The 14,871-nt window shown below is 66.3% G+C and carries 16 protein-coding genes; 6 read left to right on the top strand and 10 right to left on the bottom strand.

Features of this window, described 5'->3' with window-relative positions:
* Window positions 1-5: 5 nt before the first annotated feature.
* From ACIA48_RS29795 to ACIA48_RS29775, 5 genes are all read right to left on the bottom strand, one after another.
* Complete coding sequence (locus ACIA48_RS29795; protein WP_396739838.1) at window positions 6-344, bottom strand: DUF732 domain-containing protein; 339 nt, start codon at window positions 342-344, stop codon at window positions 6-8.
* A 91-nt stretch (window positions 345-435) separates the two neighbouring features.
* The gene (locus ACIA48_RS29790) at window positions 436-1,167 is read right to left on the bottom strand and encodes an adenosylcobinamide-GDP ribazoletransferase (RefSeq protein WP_396739836.1); all 732 of its coding nucleotides are present in this window, start codon (window positions 1,165-1,167) and stop codon (window positions 436-438) included.
* On the bottom strand, window positions 1,152-2,219 hold the full coding sequence (gene cobT, locus ACIA48_RS29785; RefSeq protein ID WP_396739834.1) for a nicotinate-nucleotide--dimethylbenzimidazole phosphoribosyltransferase: 1,068 nt from the start codon (window positions 2,217-2,219) through the stop codon (window positions 1,152-1,154). Before cobT ends, ACIA48_RS29790 begins: the two co-directional genes overlap by 16 nt.
* The gene (locus ACIA48_RS29780; RefSeq protein ID WP_396739832.1) at window positions 2,216-2,749 is read right to left on the bottom strand and encodes a bifunctional adenosylcobinamide kinase/adenosylcobinamide-phosphate guanylyltransferase; all 534 of its coding nucleotides are present in this window, start codon (window positions 2,747-2,749) and stop codon (window positions 2,216-2,218) included. The genes cobT and ACIA48_RS29780 overlap by 4 nt, the downstream gene beginning before the upstream one ends.
* A gap of 5 nt (window positions 2,750-2,754) precedes the next feature.
* Window positions 2,755-3,384: a DUF3043 domain-containing protein gene (locus tag ACIA48_RS29775; RefSeq protein WP_396739922.1), complete on the bottom strand. Its 630-nt coding sequence runs from the start codon at window positions 3,382-3,384 to the stop codon at window positions 2,755-2,757.
* A 180-nt stretch (window positions 3,385-3,564) separates the two neighbouring features.
* Between ACIA48_RS29775 and ACIA48_RS29770 the strand changes: the two genes are divergently transcribed.
* Window positions 3,565-3,924 (top strand): iron-sulfur cluster assembly accessory protein, encoded by a 360-nt coding sequence (locus tag ACIA48_RS29770; protein WP_396739830.1) that lies wholly within the window; start codon window positions 3,565-3,567, stop codon window positions 3,922-3,924.
* A gap of 1 nt (window position 3,925) precedes the next feature.
* Here the strand turns inward: ACIA48_RS29770 and ACIA48_RS29765 are convergent, their stop codons facing one another.
* A complete protein-coding gene (locus tag ACIA48_RS29765) occupies window positions 3,926-4,597 on the bottom strand; it encodes a hypothetical protein (protein WP_396739828.1) in 672 nt (223 codons plus the stop codon).
* 147 nt (window positions 4,598-4,744) lie between these two features.
* On the opposite strand from ACIA48_RS29765, the gene ACIA48_RS29760 reads away from it, so the two are divergent.
* Window positions 4,745-5,719 (top strand): carbohydrate kinase family protein, encoded by a 975-nt coding sequence (locus tag ACIA48_RS29760; RefSeq protein WP_396739826.1) that lies wholly within the window; start codon window positions 4,745-4,747, stop codon window positions 5,717-5,719.
* On the opposite strand, the gene asnB is transcribed toward ACIA48_RS29760, so the two are convergent.
* On the bottom strand, window positions 5,720-7,675 hold the full coding sequence (asnB, locus tag ACIA48_RS29755) for an asparagine synthase (glutamine-hydrolyzing) (RefSeq protein ID WP_396739824.1): 1,956 nt from the start codon (window positions 7,673-7,675) through the stop codon (window positions 5,720-5,722).
* Between the two features lie 156 nt (window positions 7,676-7,831).
* Here asnB and ACIA48_RS29750 point away from each other — a divergent pair, with 156 nt between their 5' ends.
* The 4 genes from ACIA48_RS29750 (at window position 7,832) to ACIA48_RS29735 (ending at window position 11,020) form a co-directional block, all read left to right on the top strand.
* Window positions 7,832-8,836 (top strand): cytochrome c oxidase subunit II, encoded by a 1,005-nt coding sequence (locus ACIA48_RS29750; protein WP_396739920.1) that lies wholly within the window; start codon window positions 7,832-7,834, stop codon window positions 8,834-8,836.
* A 16-nt stretch (window positions 8,837-8,852) separates the two neighbouring features.
* Window positions 8,853-9,272: a cytochrome c oxidase subunit 4 gene (locus tag ACIA48_RS29745; RefSeq protein WP_396739822.1), complete on the top strand. Its 420-nt coding sequence runs from the start codon at window positions 8,853-8,855 to the stop codon at window positions 9,270-9,272.
* Between the two features lie 207 nt (window positions 9,273-9,479).
* Complete coding sequence (locus ACIA48_RS29740; protein WP_396739820.1) at window positions 9,480-10,319, top strand: MmpS family transport accessory protein; 840 nt, start codon at window positions 9,480-9,482, stop codon at window positions 10,317-10,319.
* Window positions 10,319-11,020 (top strand): DUF2561 family protein, encoded by a 702-nt coding sequence (locus tag ACIA48_RS29735; RefSeq protein ID WP_396739818.1) that lies wholly within the window; start codon window positions 10,319-10,321, stop codon window positions 11,018-11,020. The genes ACIA48_RS29740 and ACIA48_RS29735 overlap by 1 nt, the downstream gene beginning before the upstream one ends.
* Window positions 11,021-11,120: 100 nt before the next feature.
* Here ACIA48_RS29735 and ACIA48_RS29730 read toward each other — a convergent pair whose 3' ends face one another.
* The 3 genes from ACIA48_RS29730 to ACIA48_RS29720 are packed head-to-tail and all read right to left on the bottom strand — an operon-like array spanning window position 11,121 to window position 14,856.
* Window positions 11,121-12,824, bottom strand: a complete 1,704-nt coding sequence (locus ACIA48_RS29730) for a cytochrome bc complex cytochrome b subunit (RefSeq protein WP_396739816.1) — start codon at window positions 12,822-12,824, stop codon at window positions 11,121-11,123.
* Window positions 12,821-14,023 carry a ubiquinol-cytochrome c reductase iron-sulfur subunit gene (locus tag ACIA48_RS29725; RefSeq protein ID WP_396739814.1) on the bottom strand — a complete coding sequence of 401 codons (1,203 nt, stop codon included), beginning with the start codon at window positions 14,021-14,023 and terminating at the stop codon, window positions 12,821-12,823. The genes ACIA48_RS29730 and ACIA48_RS29725 overlap by 4 nt, the downstream gene beginning before the upstream one ends.
* Window positions 14,020-14,856, bottom strand: coding sequence for a c-type cytochrome (locus ACIA48_RS29720; RefSeq protein WP_396739812.1), 837 nt, complete (start codon window positions 14,854-14,856; stop codon window positions 14,020-14,022). The genes ACIA48_RS29725 and ACIA48_RS29720 overlap by 4 nt, the downstream gene beginning before the upstream one ends.
* Between the last annotated feature and the right edge of the window lie 15 nt (window positions 14,857-14,871).

The raw sequence follows: 14,871 nt of genomic DNA, 5'->3' as shown, positions 1-14,871 counted from the left end.
GTGGACTAGCCGAGTGCGGCCTCGTGCTCGGGGCAGTAGGTGGCCACGGCGGCGCCGACGAAGAACGCCGAGTCTTCCTGCACGAGATCGGTGGTGGTGGAGACGGAGTCCACCGCGTCGTAGAGCGAATCGCCCTGGTCGAACATGATGCAGACGTCGTGGGCGAGGCTGACGGCCTCCTTGGTCGACGGCGGCTGGATGCCCTCGTCGGTGAGCACGCTGACGAACATGTCGTCGGTGGTGGTGGCGCCTGCCATACCCGTGCTGACGAGAGCGGCGATGCCCAGGCTGGACGCGGCGGCGGCAGCGGCGATGACGGCGGTGAGGTGGCGGAAGGTGGGCATTGCGGTTCCTTTCGGTGGTCGATCTCCCTGGTGGGGTAGGAAGAGACTCCGATACCGCGCTTGACGAATTCTTGACAGATTCTTGGGGGCGTCAGAACTGCCCGACCGCGAGGCCGATGGCGGCCACCGTCGTGGTGATTTCGACGGCCGCGCCCAGCACGTCACCGGTGATACCGCCGAAACGGTGCACGCAGTGCGCGACCAGCGCGGCGCCGCACGCCAACGAAATCAGTACGGCCACCGGCCCCTGCCACGGTCGTGGGCTTGCCACCACTGCTGCCGCGGCAATCGCAATCACCCACAGCCCTGCCACCGCGATCGGCTGGGTGCCCGCGACGAGCCCGCCGAGCGAACTACCCGCCGCGGCCGGCACCGAGCGCCGGCACGCCAGCACCGCGGCGACCCGGCCCGCAGTCACCGCGACGATCACCCCGACGGCGCCGCACGCCGTGAACGCGAATGCCTGTGTCAGGATCACGACCACCAACGCGGCGACGCCAAACGGTCCGGCCGACCCGTCGCGCATCACCTCCAGCGCGCGCTGCGGCGGGCCGTAACAGCCGAGACCGTCGGCGGTATCGGACAGCCCGTCGGCGTGCAGCCCGCGGGTGGCGAGCAACAGCACGGCGACCGCGAGCACGCCGCCCAGCGGATTCGACTGCCCGAAGGCCCATTCCGATGTCCACAGCGTCGCGGCCGCCACGGCTCCCAGCGCGACGCCCACCAGGGGAAGCGCGGTCAGCGCGCCTCGGCCGAACGGCATCGCCGAGCGCACCGGGAGGACGGTCCCGAATGCCAGCGCCGTAGCTATCGAGCGGAGCACTGCTTCTCGGATGCCTGGGTGATCCCGGCTTCGTCGAAGGTCGCCATCGAGGACAGCGTGGCCACAGCGGCCCGCACGATCGGCAGCGCCACCGCGGCACCGGTGCCTTCGCCGAGTCGCATCCGCAGATCGACGATGGGTTCGAGATCCAGCCGCCGCAGAGCGTGCTCATGCGCAGGTTCGGTGGACCGGTGGCCGGCCTGCCACCACTGCTTGGCGCCGGGCGCGAGTTCCTCGGCCACCAGTGCCGCGGCAGTCACCACGACGCCGTCGAGCAGCACCGGTGTACGCCGGACCGCAGCCTGGGCGCAAAATCCCGCCATCGCCGCCAGGTCGGCTCCGCCGCAGACCCGCAGCAGCGCGATGGGACTGCTCATAGCCCCGCGGCCGCGGAAGAGAGCGTCTCTGATGGCGGCGGTCTTGCGGGCCCACCCGGCGTCGTCCACTCCGGTGCCCCGACCGATCACGGCAACCGGTTCGGAGCCGGTCAGTGCGGCAATCAAAGTTGTTGCGGGCGTGGTGTTTCCGATACCCATATCCCCGACGATGAGAATGTCCGCGCCAGCGTCTACCTCCTCGTCGGCGATCCGGCGACCTGCATCGAGCGCCGCCGCCACCTCGTCGACGGTCAGCGCGTCTTCGACGGCGATGTTGCCGCTACTGCGGCGCACCTTGTGCGCGCCGATCGACGGTGCGAACGGCTCGTCGGAATCGACGGCGATATCCACCACACGCACGGTCGCGCCCGCCGATTCGGCGAGGACGTTGATGGCGGCACCGCCCGCGTCGAAGTTGGCGACCATCTGAGCGGTGACCTCGGCCGGAAAGGCGGACACGCCGGCCGCGGCGACGCCGTGGTCACCGGCGAACACCACCACCCGCGCGCGCTCGAACTGCCGGGGCGGACACGCGCCCTGACACGACGATACCCAGACCGACAGGTCCTCCAGCCTGCCCAGCGAGCCCGGCGGTTTGGTCAAGCGCTGCTGACGGGCGCGCGCGGCGACGGCGATGTCGGGGTCGGGCGGTGAGACGGTGTCGAACTCGGTCACTTCGCCCCATCCTTGACGGTGATGGGCTGACCGGCGACGACCAGTACCACGCGGTCACACGCCGCGGCGAGTCGCTGGTTGAGAGCTCCCAATTGGTCGGCGAACCGCCGCCCCGACGCCGTCGCCGGCACGACGGCCAACCCGACCTCGGGCGAGACGAGTGCCAATGCGGAGCCGAATGCGCCCACCGCGTCGACCAGGTCGTCGACGTCGGCCGAAACGGATCCGTCGGTCCACGCGTCCGTCCGGTCCATCGCCGCGGTCAGCCAGGCCCCGACATCGTCGACGACGGTCGGCGTCGCAGCCGAGCGCAACTGCGTTGCGACCTCGACGGTTTCAACCGTTGACCAGTTCGCGGGCCGGCGCCGCCGATGTGCCTCCACCCGCGCTGACCATTCGTCGTCGCCGTCCGAAGCGGGGCCCGTGGCCAGATACCGGACGGCCGTGGTGGCCTCCACCGATTCGGCGATCGCCGACTCCGCCCAAAGGGACTTGCCCGACCGGATGCCCCCGAGCACCAGGATGCGCACCTGGGTCAGGTGACCTTGGTGCCGCGGTCCACCTGCGGCCGGGGCGCGCGCATGCGGCGCAGCTGCGAGGCGCGACTGGCCGCGTAAAAGCCCAATTTCCAACCGGTTTCGGTGTTGTCGGGGAACTTCGCGTCGGCCAAGCGGTTGACCTTGCGGCCCAGGATGAAACCGTCGATCACCATGATCAGGACCAGCACCAGCATCGCGGGGGAGATGAGTTGCTGCACCTGGACCGACGGCACCGAGAGCATCACGAAGATGAGCGCGAGCGCGGCGGGCATGAACAGGCCCAGCACGTTGCGGCGCGAGTCGACGATGTCGCGGACATACCGACGGACCGGACCTTTGTCCCGCGGCAGCAGGTAGGCGTCGTCGCCGGCCATCATCTTCTCGCGGCGGTCAGCCATATCGGCGCGCCGTGTCAGCTTCTCGGCCTTGCGCTCTTCCTTGCTCAGCTTGGTGCGCGCTTCCTTGCGCCGCTTGCGGGCCTCGGCGGTGGTCATCGGGGCGGGCGCCACCGGACCACGCTTGCGGGTGGCCTCGCTGCGTTTCGGTGTCGGCCTGCCCTTGGGAGCTGTCGCCCCGGATCCTTTACCGTTGTCCTCGAGGCCGGTCTCGGCGGTGTCTTCGGACACATCTGGCTCGGGTGTCCGCGACGTGTCTTTCTTTCGGCCCAGCAGGTTCACACTTGCCAGGTTACTTCCGACCGTGAATACGCCCGGGGGGACCTGGGGACTAACTCGGGAATAGTGCCGGGACAAGGTACCGTTGAGCTAGTACGCCGCACATTTTGATGAGGCCTTACAGGAGACGTAATGACTGTTCAGGGAGAGTCGGCCACGACTGCCACCCACGGCGCGAAGCTGACCGATGCCGCCGCAGCCAAGGCCAAGGCGCTGCTCGACCAGGAGGGCCGCGACGATCTGGCCCTCCGTATCGCCGTGCAGCCGGGTGGCTGTGCCGGCCTGCGCTACAACCTGTTCTTCGACGACCGGTCCTTGGACGGGGACGTGACCGCCGAGTTCGGCGGCGTCGCGCTGACCATCGACCGGATGAGCGCCCCCTATGTCGAGGGCGCCGTGATCGACTTCGTCGACACCATCGAGAAGCAGGGCTTCACCATCGACAACCCGAACGCCACCGGCTCTTGCGCCTGCGGCGACTCGTTCAACTGATTCAGTACTGCCCGGCTGTCCTCGGCAGATAAGAGCAGACCAGCACCTCGTTGCCCTGGGTGAGCAGCTGAGCCACGCCCTGCTGTTCACCTTCGGCGCGTGGCTGGCCACGGCGCGAAGTGCCCGACGGCTCCACGCGCATGGTGAACAGCACCTGCGCCTGATGCGGCGACCACATCACGATCTTGTCGATCGACGTGACTTCGGCACGCCCATATTGCTGCCGGAAGGCGTCGCTCGCCAGGCTGGCCAGCGCCAAGTCCGAGCGCTTTTCCTTGACCGCGTCGAACATCCCGCACAACGTGTGCCTGGCGACAGTCTCATCGTCCCCGTTGGTCATCGCGTCCAGATACTCCTGGATCGACGTCTTGGCTGACTCGTCGGTCAGCGCGCCGGATGCCGACGATCCGCCCTCGCCGCGGGTGGCGAGCGTGATCCCGGTCACCGTCGCGGCGACCACGAGAACCGCGAGCAGTGCGCCCGCGATCAGAGGCCAGCGCCGCTTCTTCGGATACTGCACCGGCGGCGGCAGCATCCCCGGATAGCCTTGTTGGATATTGTCCGGATAGGGCTCGGGGTCTTGCTGCTGAGGAAACCATTGCGGACCTGTGTTCGGATACATTTGCGGGCCGGTCGGTCCAGCGCCGTATTCGGGCGGGTACGGACCGGACATATATTTGCTCCCCAAAAGAGTGTGTCGGAATTGGTCTGTCTACAGTGGCCCAACGGGCACTCGTACGCAGGTTAGCGCACCTTGGGCGGGGGCCCCGCTGGGTAAGGTTTATCTAGACGACTTAATGATTGAAGGGTGTGACGTTTCGTGACCATTGCGGTTACCGGATCAATTGCGACCGACCATCTGATGCGGTTCCCCGGGAAATTCTCCGAACAACTCCTGCCCGAGCATCTGCAGAAGGTGTCGCTGAGCTTTCTCGTCGACGATCTGGTCGTGCACCGCGGTGGCGTCGCAGGCAACATGGCCTTCGCGATCGGCGTCCTCGGCGGGGACGTGGCGCTCATCGGCGCTGTCGGACGCGATTTCGACGACTATCGTTCGTGGCTCGAGGCCGTCGGCGTGGACACCGACAGTGTGCTCGTTTCGGACACCGCCTACACCGCACGGTTCGTGTGCACGACCGATGAAGCCATGGCGCAGATCGCATCCTTCTATCCCGGTGCCATGTCGGAGGCACGCAACATCTCGCTGGCCGAGGTCGTGAAGCGGGTCGGCACACCGGAATTGGTGATCATCGGCGCCAACGATCCCGAGGCGATGTTCCTGCACACCGAAGAATGCCGCAAGCTCGGCCTGGCCTTCGCCGCCGATCCGTCCCAGCAGCTGGCCCGGCTGTCGGGTGAGGAGATTCGCAAGCTCATCGACGGCGCGACCTACCTTTTCACCAATGACTACGAGTGGGATCTGCTGCTGCAGAAGTCCGGCTGGAGCGAGGCTCAGGTGATGAGCCAGATCGGCATGCGGGTCACGACGTTGGGTCCCAAGGGTGTCGACCTCGTCAGCTCGAACGGCACCTTCATCCACGTCGACGTCGTCCCCGAGAAGCATCAGGCCGATCCGACCGGCATCGGCGACGCGTTCCGTGCCGGGTTCCTCACCGGCCGTAGTGCGGGGCTTAGCGACGAGCGGTCGGCGCAGCTGGCCTCGCTCGTTGCCGTTCTCGTGTTCGAGGCGCCAGGGCCGCAGGAGTGGAGCTGGGACCGCGAGGAAGCCGTGCAGCGGCTGACCGACGCCTATGGCGCCGAGGCCGGCGCCGAAATCGCCAACGCTCTCAAGTGATTACAGCTGGACCGGGTAGGTCGGCTCACTGATCTGCGGGGTCACGCTGTGCTCGACGAAGATGGCGTGCCACAGCATGAAGATCAGCACAGTCCATAGCCGTCGGCTGTGATCGCTTGCGCCACTTCGGTGTTCGTCGAGCATCTTGGTGACGGCACCCAGGTCGATCAGGTAGCCGGCCTGTGACGCCGCGACCGTCCGATACGCCCAGTCCTGCAGTTCGCCTGCCTGCAGCCAATGCCGGATCGGCACCGGGAAGCCCAGTTTCGGTCGGTTGAGCACGTGCGCGGGCACGATCGGTTCCAGTGCCCGGCGCAGCGCGAACTTGGTGGTGGTCCTGGTGATCTTCTGGTCCAGCGGAAGACGTGACGCGACGGCGAACACCTCGGGGTCCAGGAACGGCACCCGCAGCTCGAGCGAGTTGGCCATCGTCATCTTGTCGGCTTTGACCAGGATGTCGCCGCGCAGCCAGGTGAACAGGTCGATGTGCTGCATGCGGGCCACCGGATCCCAGCCGTCGGAGGCCGCGTAGACCGGTGCGGTCACGTCGGTGTGCGTCCATTCCTGGCGGAAGCCGGGTAGGACGGCGCGCAGTTGGGTGTCGGAAAAGCTGCGCGCGTTGCCGTAGTACCGCTCCTCGAGGGTCAGCGAGCCGCGATGCAGCAGGCTCTTGCCGCGCATACCCTCGGGCAACGGCCGCGAGGCCTTACCCAGCGATTTGCGAACCGGCCTGGGCAGGTAGTCGAAAGGCTTGAGCGACAACGGTTCCCGGTAAATGGTATACCCGCCGAACAGCTCGTCGGCGCCCTCGCCGGACAGCACGACCTTCACATGCTTACGCGCCTCGCGGGCGATGAAGAACAGCGGAACCAACGCCGGGTCGGCGACGGGTTCGTCCAGATACCAGACGATTTCGGGCAGCGCCGCCACGAACTCGGTCTGGCTGACCACCTTGGTCACGTGCCGCGCGCCGATCGCCTCGGCCGACGCCACCGCGACGTCGACCTCGGAGTAGCCCTCACGTTCGAAACCCGTGGTGAACGTGATGAGCCGCGGATTGTGGCGCATGGCCAGCGCCGCAATGGCCGTCGAGTCGATGCCGCCGGACAGAAACGCGCCGACCGTGACGTCGGCGCGCATGTGCTTGGCCACCGAGTCCTCCAGGACGGCGGTGATCTCGTCGTAGCGTGCGCGTTCGTCGTCGGGAGCCGAACGGGCGGGAAAAGGCACCGCGGCGAAGCGCGGGGTGAAGTATCGCGTCACCTGGGGCGGATGACCAGGACGCACGCGCGCATAGCTGCCCGATTCGAGCCTGCGCACACCGCGGTGCAGCGTTTCGGGTTCGGGCACATACTGCAGCACTGTGTAGTGCTGGACGGCGCGCACGTCGATACCGAGATCGATTCCGACGACCCCGGCGAGGTCCAGCAGGCACTTCTTCTCGCTGCCGAAAACGGTCCCGCCGCTACCGGTCGCCATGTACAGCGGCTTGATGCCGAAAGGGTCTCGGGCGCAGAACAATTCGCCTTCGACGGTGTCCCACAGCGCGAAGGCGAACATGCCGCGCAGCCGGGTCAGCGCATCCGTGCCCCAGTAGTGATAGGCGGCGACGATCGCCTCGCTGTCGCCGTCGGTGGCGAACACGGCACCGTGCTCAGAGCGCAGTTGCTCCCGCAACTCGAGGTAGTTGTAGATCTCGCCGTTGAACACCAGCACGTACCGCCCCGGGGACTCCGGCGGGCCCCAGCGCAGCGGCTGGTGGCTGTGGGCGATGTCGATGATCGACAGCCGGTTGAAGCCGAGCACCGTGGTGGGGTGCGCGGCGTCGTCAGACCAGGTGCCCGGTTCGTCAGGGCCGCGATGACGCATCAGGTGCGACGCGCCCGACACCGCGTCTACGAGGTCCCCGGATAGCTCAGCCGACGGGTCGGTTACCAGGGCCAGCAGTCCGCACACCGCGCCAGTATGCCTAATCCCTGACCTGTGTCGAGACCTGCGTCCGGAGGTGGTCTACGCTGCGTAGTATTCGGCTTTCTGTTCCGACTTCTAGGAGGCGCCGGCGTGACACCTCGCGGTGTGAAGGTGGTGGCGTTGTCAGTCGTCCTCGGCAGCATGACAGTGCTGCTCAGCGGGTGTGACTGGTCTACGGTTCTCGGACTCGGCTGGCCCCGCGGCATCACCCCTGAGGCGCATCTCAACCGCGAGCTGTGGATCGGCTCCGTGATCGCCTCGCTGGTCGTCGGTGTGATCGTGTGGGGCCTGATCTTCTGGACCTCGGCGTTCCACCGCCACAAGAAGGGCGAGACCGAGCTGCCTCGCCAGTTCGGCTACAACATGCCGCTGGAGCTGGTGCTCACCGTCGTGCCGTTCCTGATCATCTCGGTACTGTTCTACTTCACCGTCGTGGTGCAGGAACGGATGCTGCACAAGGACCCCAACCCCGAGGTCGTCATCGACGTCACCGCCTTTCAGTGGAACTGGAAGTTCGGCTATCAGAAGGTGAACTACGGGGACGGCACGTTCACGTACGACGGGGCCGACCCCGAGCGCCAGGCGGCCCTCGCATCCGGGCCAGAAGGGCTGGAAAGCCCGGAAGGCGGCGAGGCCGGCTCGCACGGTGGTGAGTTCGGCGCCATCGCCGGAAAGAACCCCGAAGACCGCACCTACCTGAACTTCGACGACGTGGAGGTCTTGGGTTCATCCACTGAGATTCCGGTCCTGGTGGTGCCGTCGGGTAAGCGCATCGAGTTCCAGATCGCCTCCGCGGACGTCATCCATGGCTTCTGGGTGCCGGAGTTCTTGTTCAAGCGCGACGTGATGCCCAATCCGAAAGCGAACAACTCCGACAACATCTTCCAGATCAGCGAGATCAACCAGAACGGCGCGTTTGTCGGCCGATGCACGGAGATGTGCGGCACCTACCACTCGATGATGAACTTCGAGCTGCGCGTGGTGTCGCCCAACGACTTCAAGGCGTATCTGGAGCAGCGCATCGACGGCAAGACCAACGCCGAGGCGTTGCAGGCCATCAACCAGCCGCCGTTGGCAACCACTACGCAGCCGTTCGACACCCGCCGCGGCGAGCAGGCGCCCGAGCTAACGCAGGCCAGCAAGTAGGGGTAGGGGACACCACATGCATATCGAAGCCAGGCTGTTCGAGTTCCTGACCGCGTTCTTCGTCCTGTCCGCGGTTGTCTACGCCGTCCTGACGGCGATGTTCCAGTACGGCGGCGTGGAGTGGGCCGGTACTACCGCGCTGGTCCTGACCGCAGGTTTGACCCTCATCACGGGTACGTTCTTCCGGTTCGTCGCCCGGCGGCTGGACACCAGGCCCGAGGACTACGAGGACGCTGAGGTCAGCGACGGGGCCGGCGAGCTGGGCTTTTTCAGCCCGCACAGTTGGTGGCCGATCTTCATTGCCCTGTCGGCGTCGATCACCGCTGTCGGCGTCGCCCTGTGGCTCCCGTGGCTGATCGTGGCCGGTGTCTGCTTTGTGCTGACGACCGTGGGCGGCCTGGTGTTCGAGTACTACTCCGGAGCCGAGAAGCACTGACGCTCCCCAGCTTCGCGTGGGCCCAGGCCAGTCGCGAACAGCCGGCCCGGACTAGGTCACAATCGGGGCACTACTTCACCTGTTATCAGTGCTGCGAGATCCATCCGCATCGGGTGGTTGGGTAGTGTTGCCGAGGCACGGTCAGCCGCTTGTCGCGGACACGCGGCGGATTACGCCACAGGTGTGAGTCGAGAAGGATAGGCGTAAATGAGCGGGCCGAACCCCCCGGATCACGAAGGGGACGATCTTCCTGGTCAGGGCAGCAGCTCCGGTGGGCCGGAGAGCAGCGAAACCGACGCCTATTCGCAGGCCTACTCAGCCCCCGAGTCCGAACAGTTCACCAGCGGCCCCTACGTGCCCGCGGACTCCGGTCTTTACGACTACGACAGCTTCGAGCCCAACGAGCGTCTCGATCCAACTGAACCGCCGAGGTGGCCCTGGGTCGTGGGGGTGGTGGCCATCGTCGCTGCCATCGCGCTCGTGGTCTCGGTGTCGGTACTGGTGACCCGGACCGATACCGACAACCTCTCCAAACCCGACACCACGACGAGCACGCCGCCTCCACCGCCGGTACAGGACGAGATCACCACGACGACTCCGCCACCGCCGCCGCCCCCACCGCCACCGCCGTCGGAGCCACCTCCGCCGCCGGAGACCGTGACCGTCACCGAGGAGCCGGCACCACCTCCGCCGCCGCCCCCACCGCCCGCGGAGCCGCCTCCGCCGCCACCTGAGAGCGCGCCGCCGCCTCCACCGCCGACCACCACGCGCGCTGGACCACGTCAGGTCACCTACTCGGTGACGGGCACCAAGGCGCCGGGGGACATCATCACGGTGACCTATATCGACGCCTCTGGCCGCAGCCGTACCCAGCGCAACGTCTACATCCCGTGGTCACTCACCGTGACGCCAATCTCGCAGTCCGAGGTGGGCTCGGTTCAGGCCTCCAGCCTGTTCCTCGTGAGCAGGCTCAACTGCTCGATAACGACCAGTGACGGCACCGTGCTGTCGTCCAACACCAATAACTCCGCACAGACAGCCTGCTGATGCCTTACGCCACTGATCCCGTGGGGAGCCTGCATGTGCGCCCCAACCTCGAACCCGGCGAGTTCGATCGCACCGACCGCATCCTGTTGGGCGCCTGCGCGGGGATATGGCTCGTGGCGCTGGGCACGGCCGTCGCGGCTGTCGTGGCCCTCGTCGATCTGGGCAGCAGTCAGTCCGAATCGTCGGACAGTTCGGGCACGCCGTGGCTGCTGTACATCGTGATCGCCGTGTCGGCCGCAGTGATCATCGGAGCGGTGCCACTGCTGATTCGCGCCCGCCGCGACGCGATGTCCGACGCCGAACCGCCCGCCCGTCCCGGGTCGCGACCGGCGTTGGGCCGCCAGGAAGCCGAACGCGGCGATAGGACCCACAGCGAGCGACTGCGGATCTCCGGGGCACCGGTAGGCCGGATTCACAACGGCCCGGGCTATGCGGCTGCGGTCACGCACAGCACCTCGCTGCCGGCTCCGCTGGTGGCCGCCATCGACCAGGTATGGCTGCGCTGCGCGGTCCTCATCGCGTGTGCGATCGGCATCGCCATGGTGATCATCGGCGTCGCGACCTACTTGATGGCTGTCGAAAGTGACGCCGCCGCATGGGTTTTCTTCGTGCTGAGCGTGCTGGTCACGCTGGCAATGCCGGCGATTCCGTGGTTTTACTTGCGTGAATTACGCACCCTGCTGGACGGCGACAGCGCGTAACTTCGGTTTCAACGATCTGCAGCCGATGCTCTACCGGGCTTCCGCGCAACTCCTCGGCGAAACTAATCCGGAGCCGCCGCCGTAGCGGCGGCGTCCGCCTCTAGTGGTGCCCGTTCGTCTCGCCGTTGGAGGACCCGTTCGACGAGCCGTTGCGGTCCTGGTGCTCCTTCAATGCGGTGAGCGCCTTGCGGTGAGCAGCATGCTCGGCCTCGACGAGTGCCTCGTTCTCCGACAACGGATCTCCCTTGAGGAAGCTGCCGCTGCCAGGAGCGCCGGCGAAGCCGAGCTTGTTCATCCGCTTCGGAAGCGCTGCGCCCTGGTACTCCAACGGAATTGGATGACCGTGGTCGTCGACGGGTCCGAGCGGCTGGTGCAGCTCGATGTAGGCACCGTGCGGCAACCGCTTGATGATGCCGGTCTCGATGCCGTGTTCGAGCACCGCGCGGTCACTGCGCTGCAGCCCGATGGCCCACCGGTAGGCGATGTAGTACACGATCGCCGGCAGGACCACCATGCCGATGCGGCCGATCCACGTCGTCGCATTCAACGAGATGTGGAACTTCAGCGCGATGACGTCGTTCATCGCCGACAGCGTCAGCACCATGTAGAACGCAATCGCCATCGAGCCGATTGCGGTGCGCACCGGTGCATCTCGGGGACGCTGCAGCAGATTGTGGTGAGCGTTGTCGCCGGTGAACTTCTTCTCGAGGAAGGGCCAGGCCGGCAGCAGCATGAAGACCAGGCCCATGATCAGCGCCACCCAGACCGGGGCGGGCACGGTATGACCCAGGAAGTACAACTCCCAGGCCGGGAAAATACGTGCCAGGCCTTCCGTCCACATCATGTAGAAGTCCGGCTGACTGCCCGCCGAAACATGTGACGGTCTGTACGGACCCAATTGCCAGATCGGGTTGATCTGTAGCAGGCCGCCCATCAGGCCGAGGATGCCAGTGGTCATCGCGAAGAACGCGCCGGACTTGACCGCGAACACCGGCATGACCCGCACGCCGACGACGTTCGACTCCGTCCGTCCCGGACCAGGGAACTGGGTGTGCTTCTGGAACCACACCAGCGCGAGGTGAATTCCGATGAGCGCCAGGATGATCCCGGGGATCAACAGGATGTGCAGTGAGTACATTCGCGGGATCCAGTAGCCGTCCTGCGCGCACTGGTACCCGACACCGCCGCATGGGAAGTCGCCGCCGAACAGCGCCCAGTGCAGCCACGTACCGATCACCGGCATGCCGAGCGTGATGGAGCTCAAGGCAGCCCGCAGGCCGATGCCGGACAGCAGGTCGTCGGGCAGTGAGTAACCGAAGTAACCCTCGAACATGGCCAGGATCAGGAGCAGGGAGCCGATGATCCAGTTCGCCTCGCGTGGCCGGCGGAACGCGCCGGTGAAGAAGATGCGGGCGAGGTGCACCATGATCGACGCGGCGAACAACAACGCCGCCCAATGGTGGACCTGGCGGACGAACAGGCCGCCGCGCACCTCGAAGCTGATGTCGAGCGTCGACGCGTAGGCCTTTGACATCTCGATGCCGCGCAGTGGCTGATACACGCCGTCGTAGACGATTTCGGCCATGGACGGATCGAAGAACAGGCTCAGGTACACGCCCGTGAGCAGCAGCACGATGAAGCTGTACAGCGCGATTTCACCCAGCAGGAACGACCAGTGGGTGGGGAACACCTTGTTCAGCTGCCGGCGTACGGCTGCTGACGGGTGATAGCGCGAATCGATGGCGTCGCCTTGGCCGGCTGCGATCTCGGCCATGCTTGGCGGTTTTGGCAGTTTCGGACTCAATTTGTTTGCTCCCAGAATGCCGGGCCGACGGGTTGGATGAAGTCGCCGTTGGCGACCAAGAATCCGTCCTGATCAATGGTGATGGGCAGCTGCGCCAACGCGCGCGCAGCCGGGCCGAATATGGGTTTCGCAAAGTGCAACGCGTCGAACTGCGACTGGTGGCACGGGCAGAGGATGCGGTAGGTCTGCTGCTCGTAGAGCGATGACGGGCAGCCCAGGTGAGAGCACACCTTGGTGTAGGCGAACAGATCGCCGAAGTTGAAGCTTTCCTGGTTCTTTCGCTTCACGACCCTCGGCAAGTCGACCGGCTTGATACGGATGAGCATGACCGGATTACGCACGCCCATGGTGATTTCGGCGAGCCGGTGATGAGATTCGACAGTGGTGCCGTCGCCGTCGGACTCACGCCACGGGAACACGGTCTCCATGCCGCCGGCGTCGATGTCCTCGGGACGCATCTTGGCGTAGGTGCCGTTGCCTGTCGCGCGGGCGAGAAAGATGGTCTCGCCCTTGAAGCGCGGGGTCCACCCCGATGTCCACAGAATCGCCTTCTTGCCATCGGCGGTCTGCACCACGGGCTTCCACGGGTTCTTGATCAGACCACCGGCGAACGCCACCAGCGTGCCGAGGCCGAACGCGCCGAGCCCGACCCCGAGCGACAGGCCAATCAGCTTGCGCCGCTTCAGCGTCGACGATTCGAGCGCATCGGAGAGGTTGGCTACGACGGTCTTTCGCTGGATCTCGGGGGACGCGCCGTCGTGGCGCTCCTGAATAGAGATCTCCTCGGGAATGAACTTCTTCTGGTACAGCACCGCGCCGATGCCGATGGCCAGGATCGACAGCCCGAACGTCAACCCGTACATCGGAGTGGCGAGGTCGTACCAGAGATGACCTTCTTCGGCTCCGCTGCGGTACTCCCATGGCCAGAACAGGAAGACGACCAGCAGTGCCAGGCCCGAAAGGCCGCCCAGCATCAGCCAATACGCCACGACGCGCTCGGCGCGCTTCTCGGCCTTGGTGCCCGGAACCGGCCAGCGCTCGTCCTTGTAGACGATCTCGACGCCGTCGAGCTTGCCGCCGAGCTCCAACAGTTCCTCGCGCGACATCGCGGCGAGTTCGGCGTCGGTCGGTTGACCGGGTACGCCTTGCTGCCCGGGGGTGTCGGTTCCCTTGACGTTGCCGTCGCTGCCGTCGCTCATGCTCGCGCTCCGATCCACAGGGCCACAACGACGACGGCCACTATGCCGATAATCCAGATCGCCATGCCCTCGGACGTGGGGCCGAAGCCGCCGAGGCCGTAGCCGCCGGGGTCGGGGGCCGTGGTGGCCATCCGGACGTAGGCGACGATGTCCCGCTTCTCCTCGGGCGACAGCTGCCGGTCGGAGAACTTGGGCATGTTCTGGGGGCCGGTGAGCATCGCCGTGTAGATCTGCGCCGGGTTGGCGCCGGCCAGGTCGGGTGCGTACTTACCCGACGACAACGCGCCGCCCTTACCGGTGAAGTTGTGGCACGACGAGCAGTTCAGCCGAAACAGGTCACCGCCGCGGGCGACGTCGCTGCCCAGTAGCGATTCGTTGGCGATGCCGCCGTTCTCGTCACGCGGGACGACGGGTCCGCCACCGTTGGCCTGCACGAATGCGCCGAGGGCGTCGATCTGCTCCTCATCGAATTGCGGGGGCTTCTGCGGTGCCTGGGCCTCCCCGCGCATGGCGGGCATGCGGCCGGTGGAGACCTGGAAGTACACGGCGGCCTCGCCGACGCCGATGAGGCTGGGTCCGCGGTCGGCGACACCCTGCAGGTTCGCGCCGTGGCACGAAATGCACGAGGTGTCGAACAGTTCCTTGCCGGTACGCAGCAGCGCCGACTGCGACTCGTCGGCAACCGCCACCTGGGGGGTCGGAGTGAGCGTGGCGGCCAGCCCACCGGCGACGCCCAGCCCTACGAGCAGGAGCATCGCTGCTGACAGGCGACGACGCAGGCGACGGCGCTTCACAGTCGCCGACTTGCCGGTTCCGGTGGCCTTCTCGGTCATCGAACCCCTTCTCTT

Source organism: Mycobacterium sp. NPDC051804 (assembly GCF_044452905.1).
In the GTDB taxonomy this organism is placed as follows: Bacteria; Actinomycetota; Actinomycetes; order Mycobacteriales; family Mycobacteriaceae; genus Mycobacterium.
The sequence above is the reverse complement of the archived record's forward strand: the minus strand, read 5'-3'. Positions and strand labels throughout refer to the sequence as shown.

Excerpts from the sequence above, each read along its gene's own strand:
- ACIA48_RS29795 (WP_396739838.1), bottom strand. The coding sequence starts at position 344 with ATGCCCACCTTCCGCCACCTCACCGCCGTCATCGCCGCTGCCGCCGCC.
- ACIA48_RS29770 (WP_396739830.1), top strand. The coding sequence starts at position 3,565 with ATGACTGTTCAGGGAGAGTCGGCCACGACTGCCACCCACGGCGCGAAG.
- ACIA48_RS29765 (WP_396739828.1), bottom strand. The coding sequence starts at position 4,597 with ATGTCCGGTCCGTACCCGCCCGAATACGGCGCTGGACCGACCGGCCCG.
- ACIA48_RS29750 (WP_396739920.1), top strand. The coding sequence starts at position 7,832 with ATGACAGTGCTGCTCAGCGGGTGTGACTGGTCTACGGTTCTCGGACTC.
- ACIA48_RS29745 (WP_396739822.1), top strand. The coding sequence starts at position 8,853 with ATGCATATCGAAGCCAGGCTGTTCGAGTTCCTGACCGCGTTCTTCGTC.
- ACIA48_RS29740 (WP_396739820.1), top strand. The coding sequence starts at position 9,480 with ATGAGCGGGCCGAACCCCCCGGATCACGAAGGGGACGATCTTCCTGGT.
- ACIA48_RS29735 (WP_396739818.1), top strand. The coding sequence starts at position 10,319 with ATGCCTTACGCCACTGATCCCGTGGGGAGCCTGCATGTGCGCCCCAAC.
- ACIA48_RS29725 (WP_396739814.1), bottom strand. The coding sequence starts at position 14,023 with ATGAGCGACGGCAGCGACGGCAACGTCAAGGGAACCGACACCCCCGGG.
- ACIA48_RS29720 (WP_396739812.1), bottom strand. The coding sequence starts at position 14,856 with ATGACCGAGAAGGCCACCGGAACCGGCAAGTCGGCGACTGTGAAGCGC.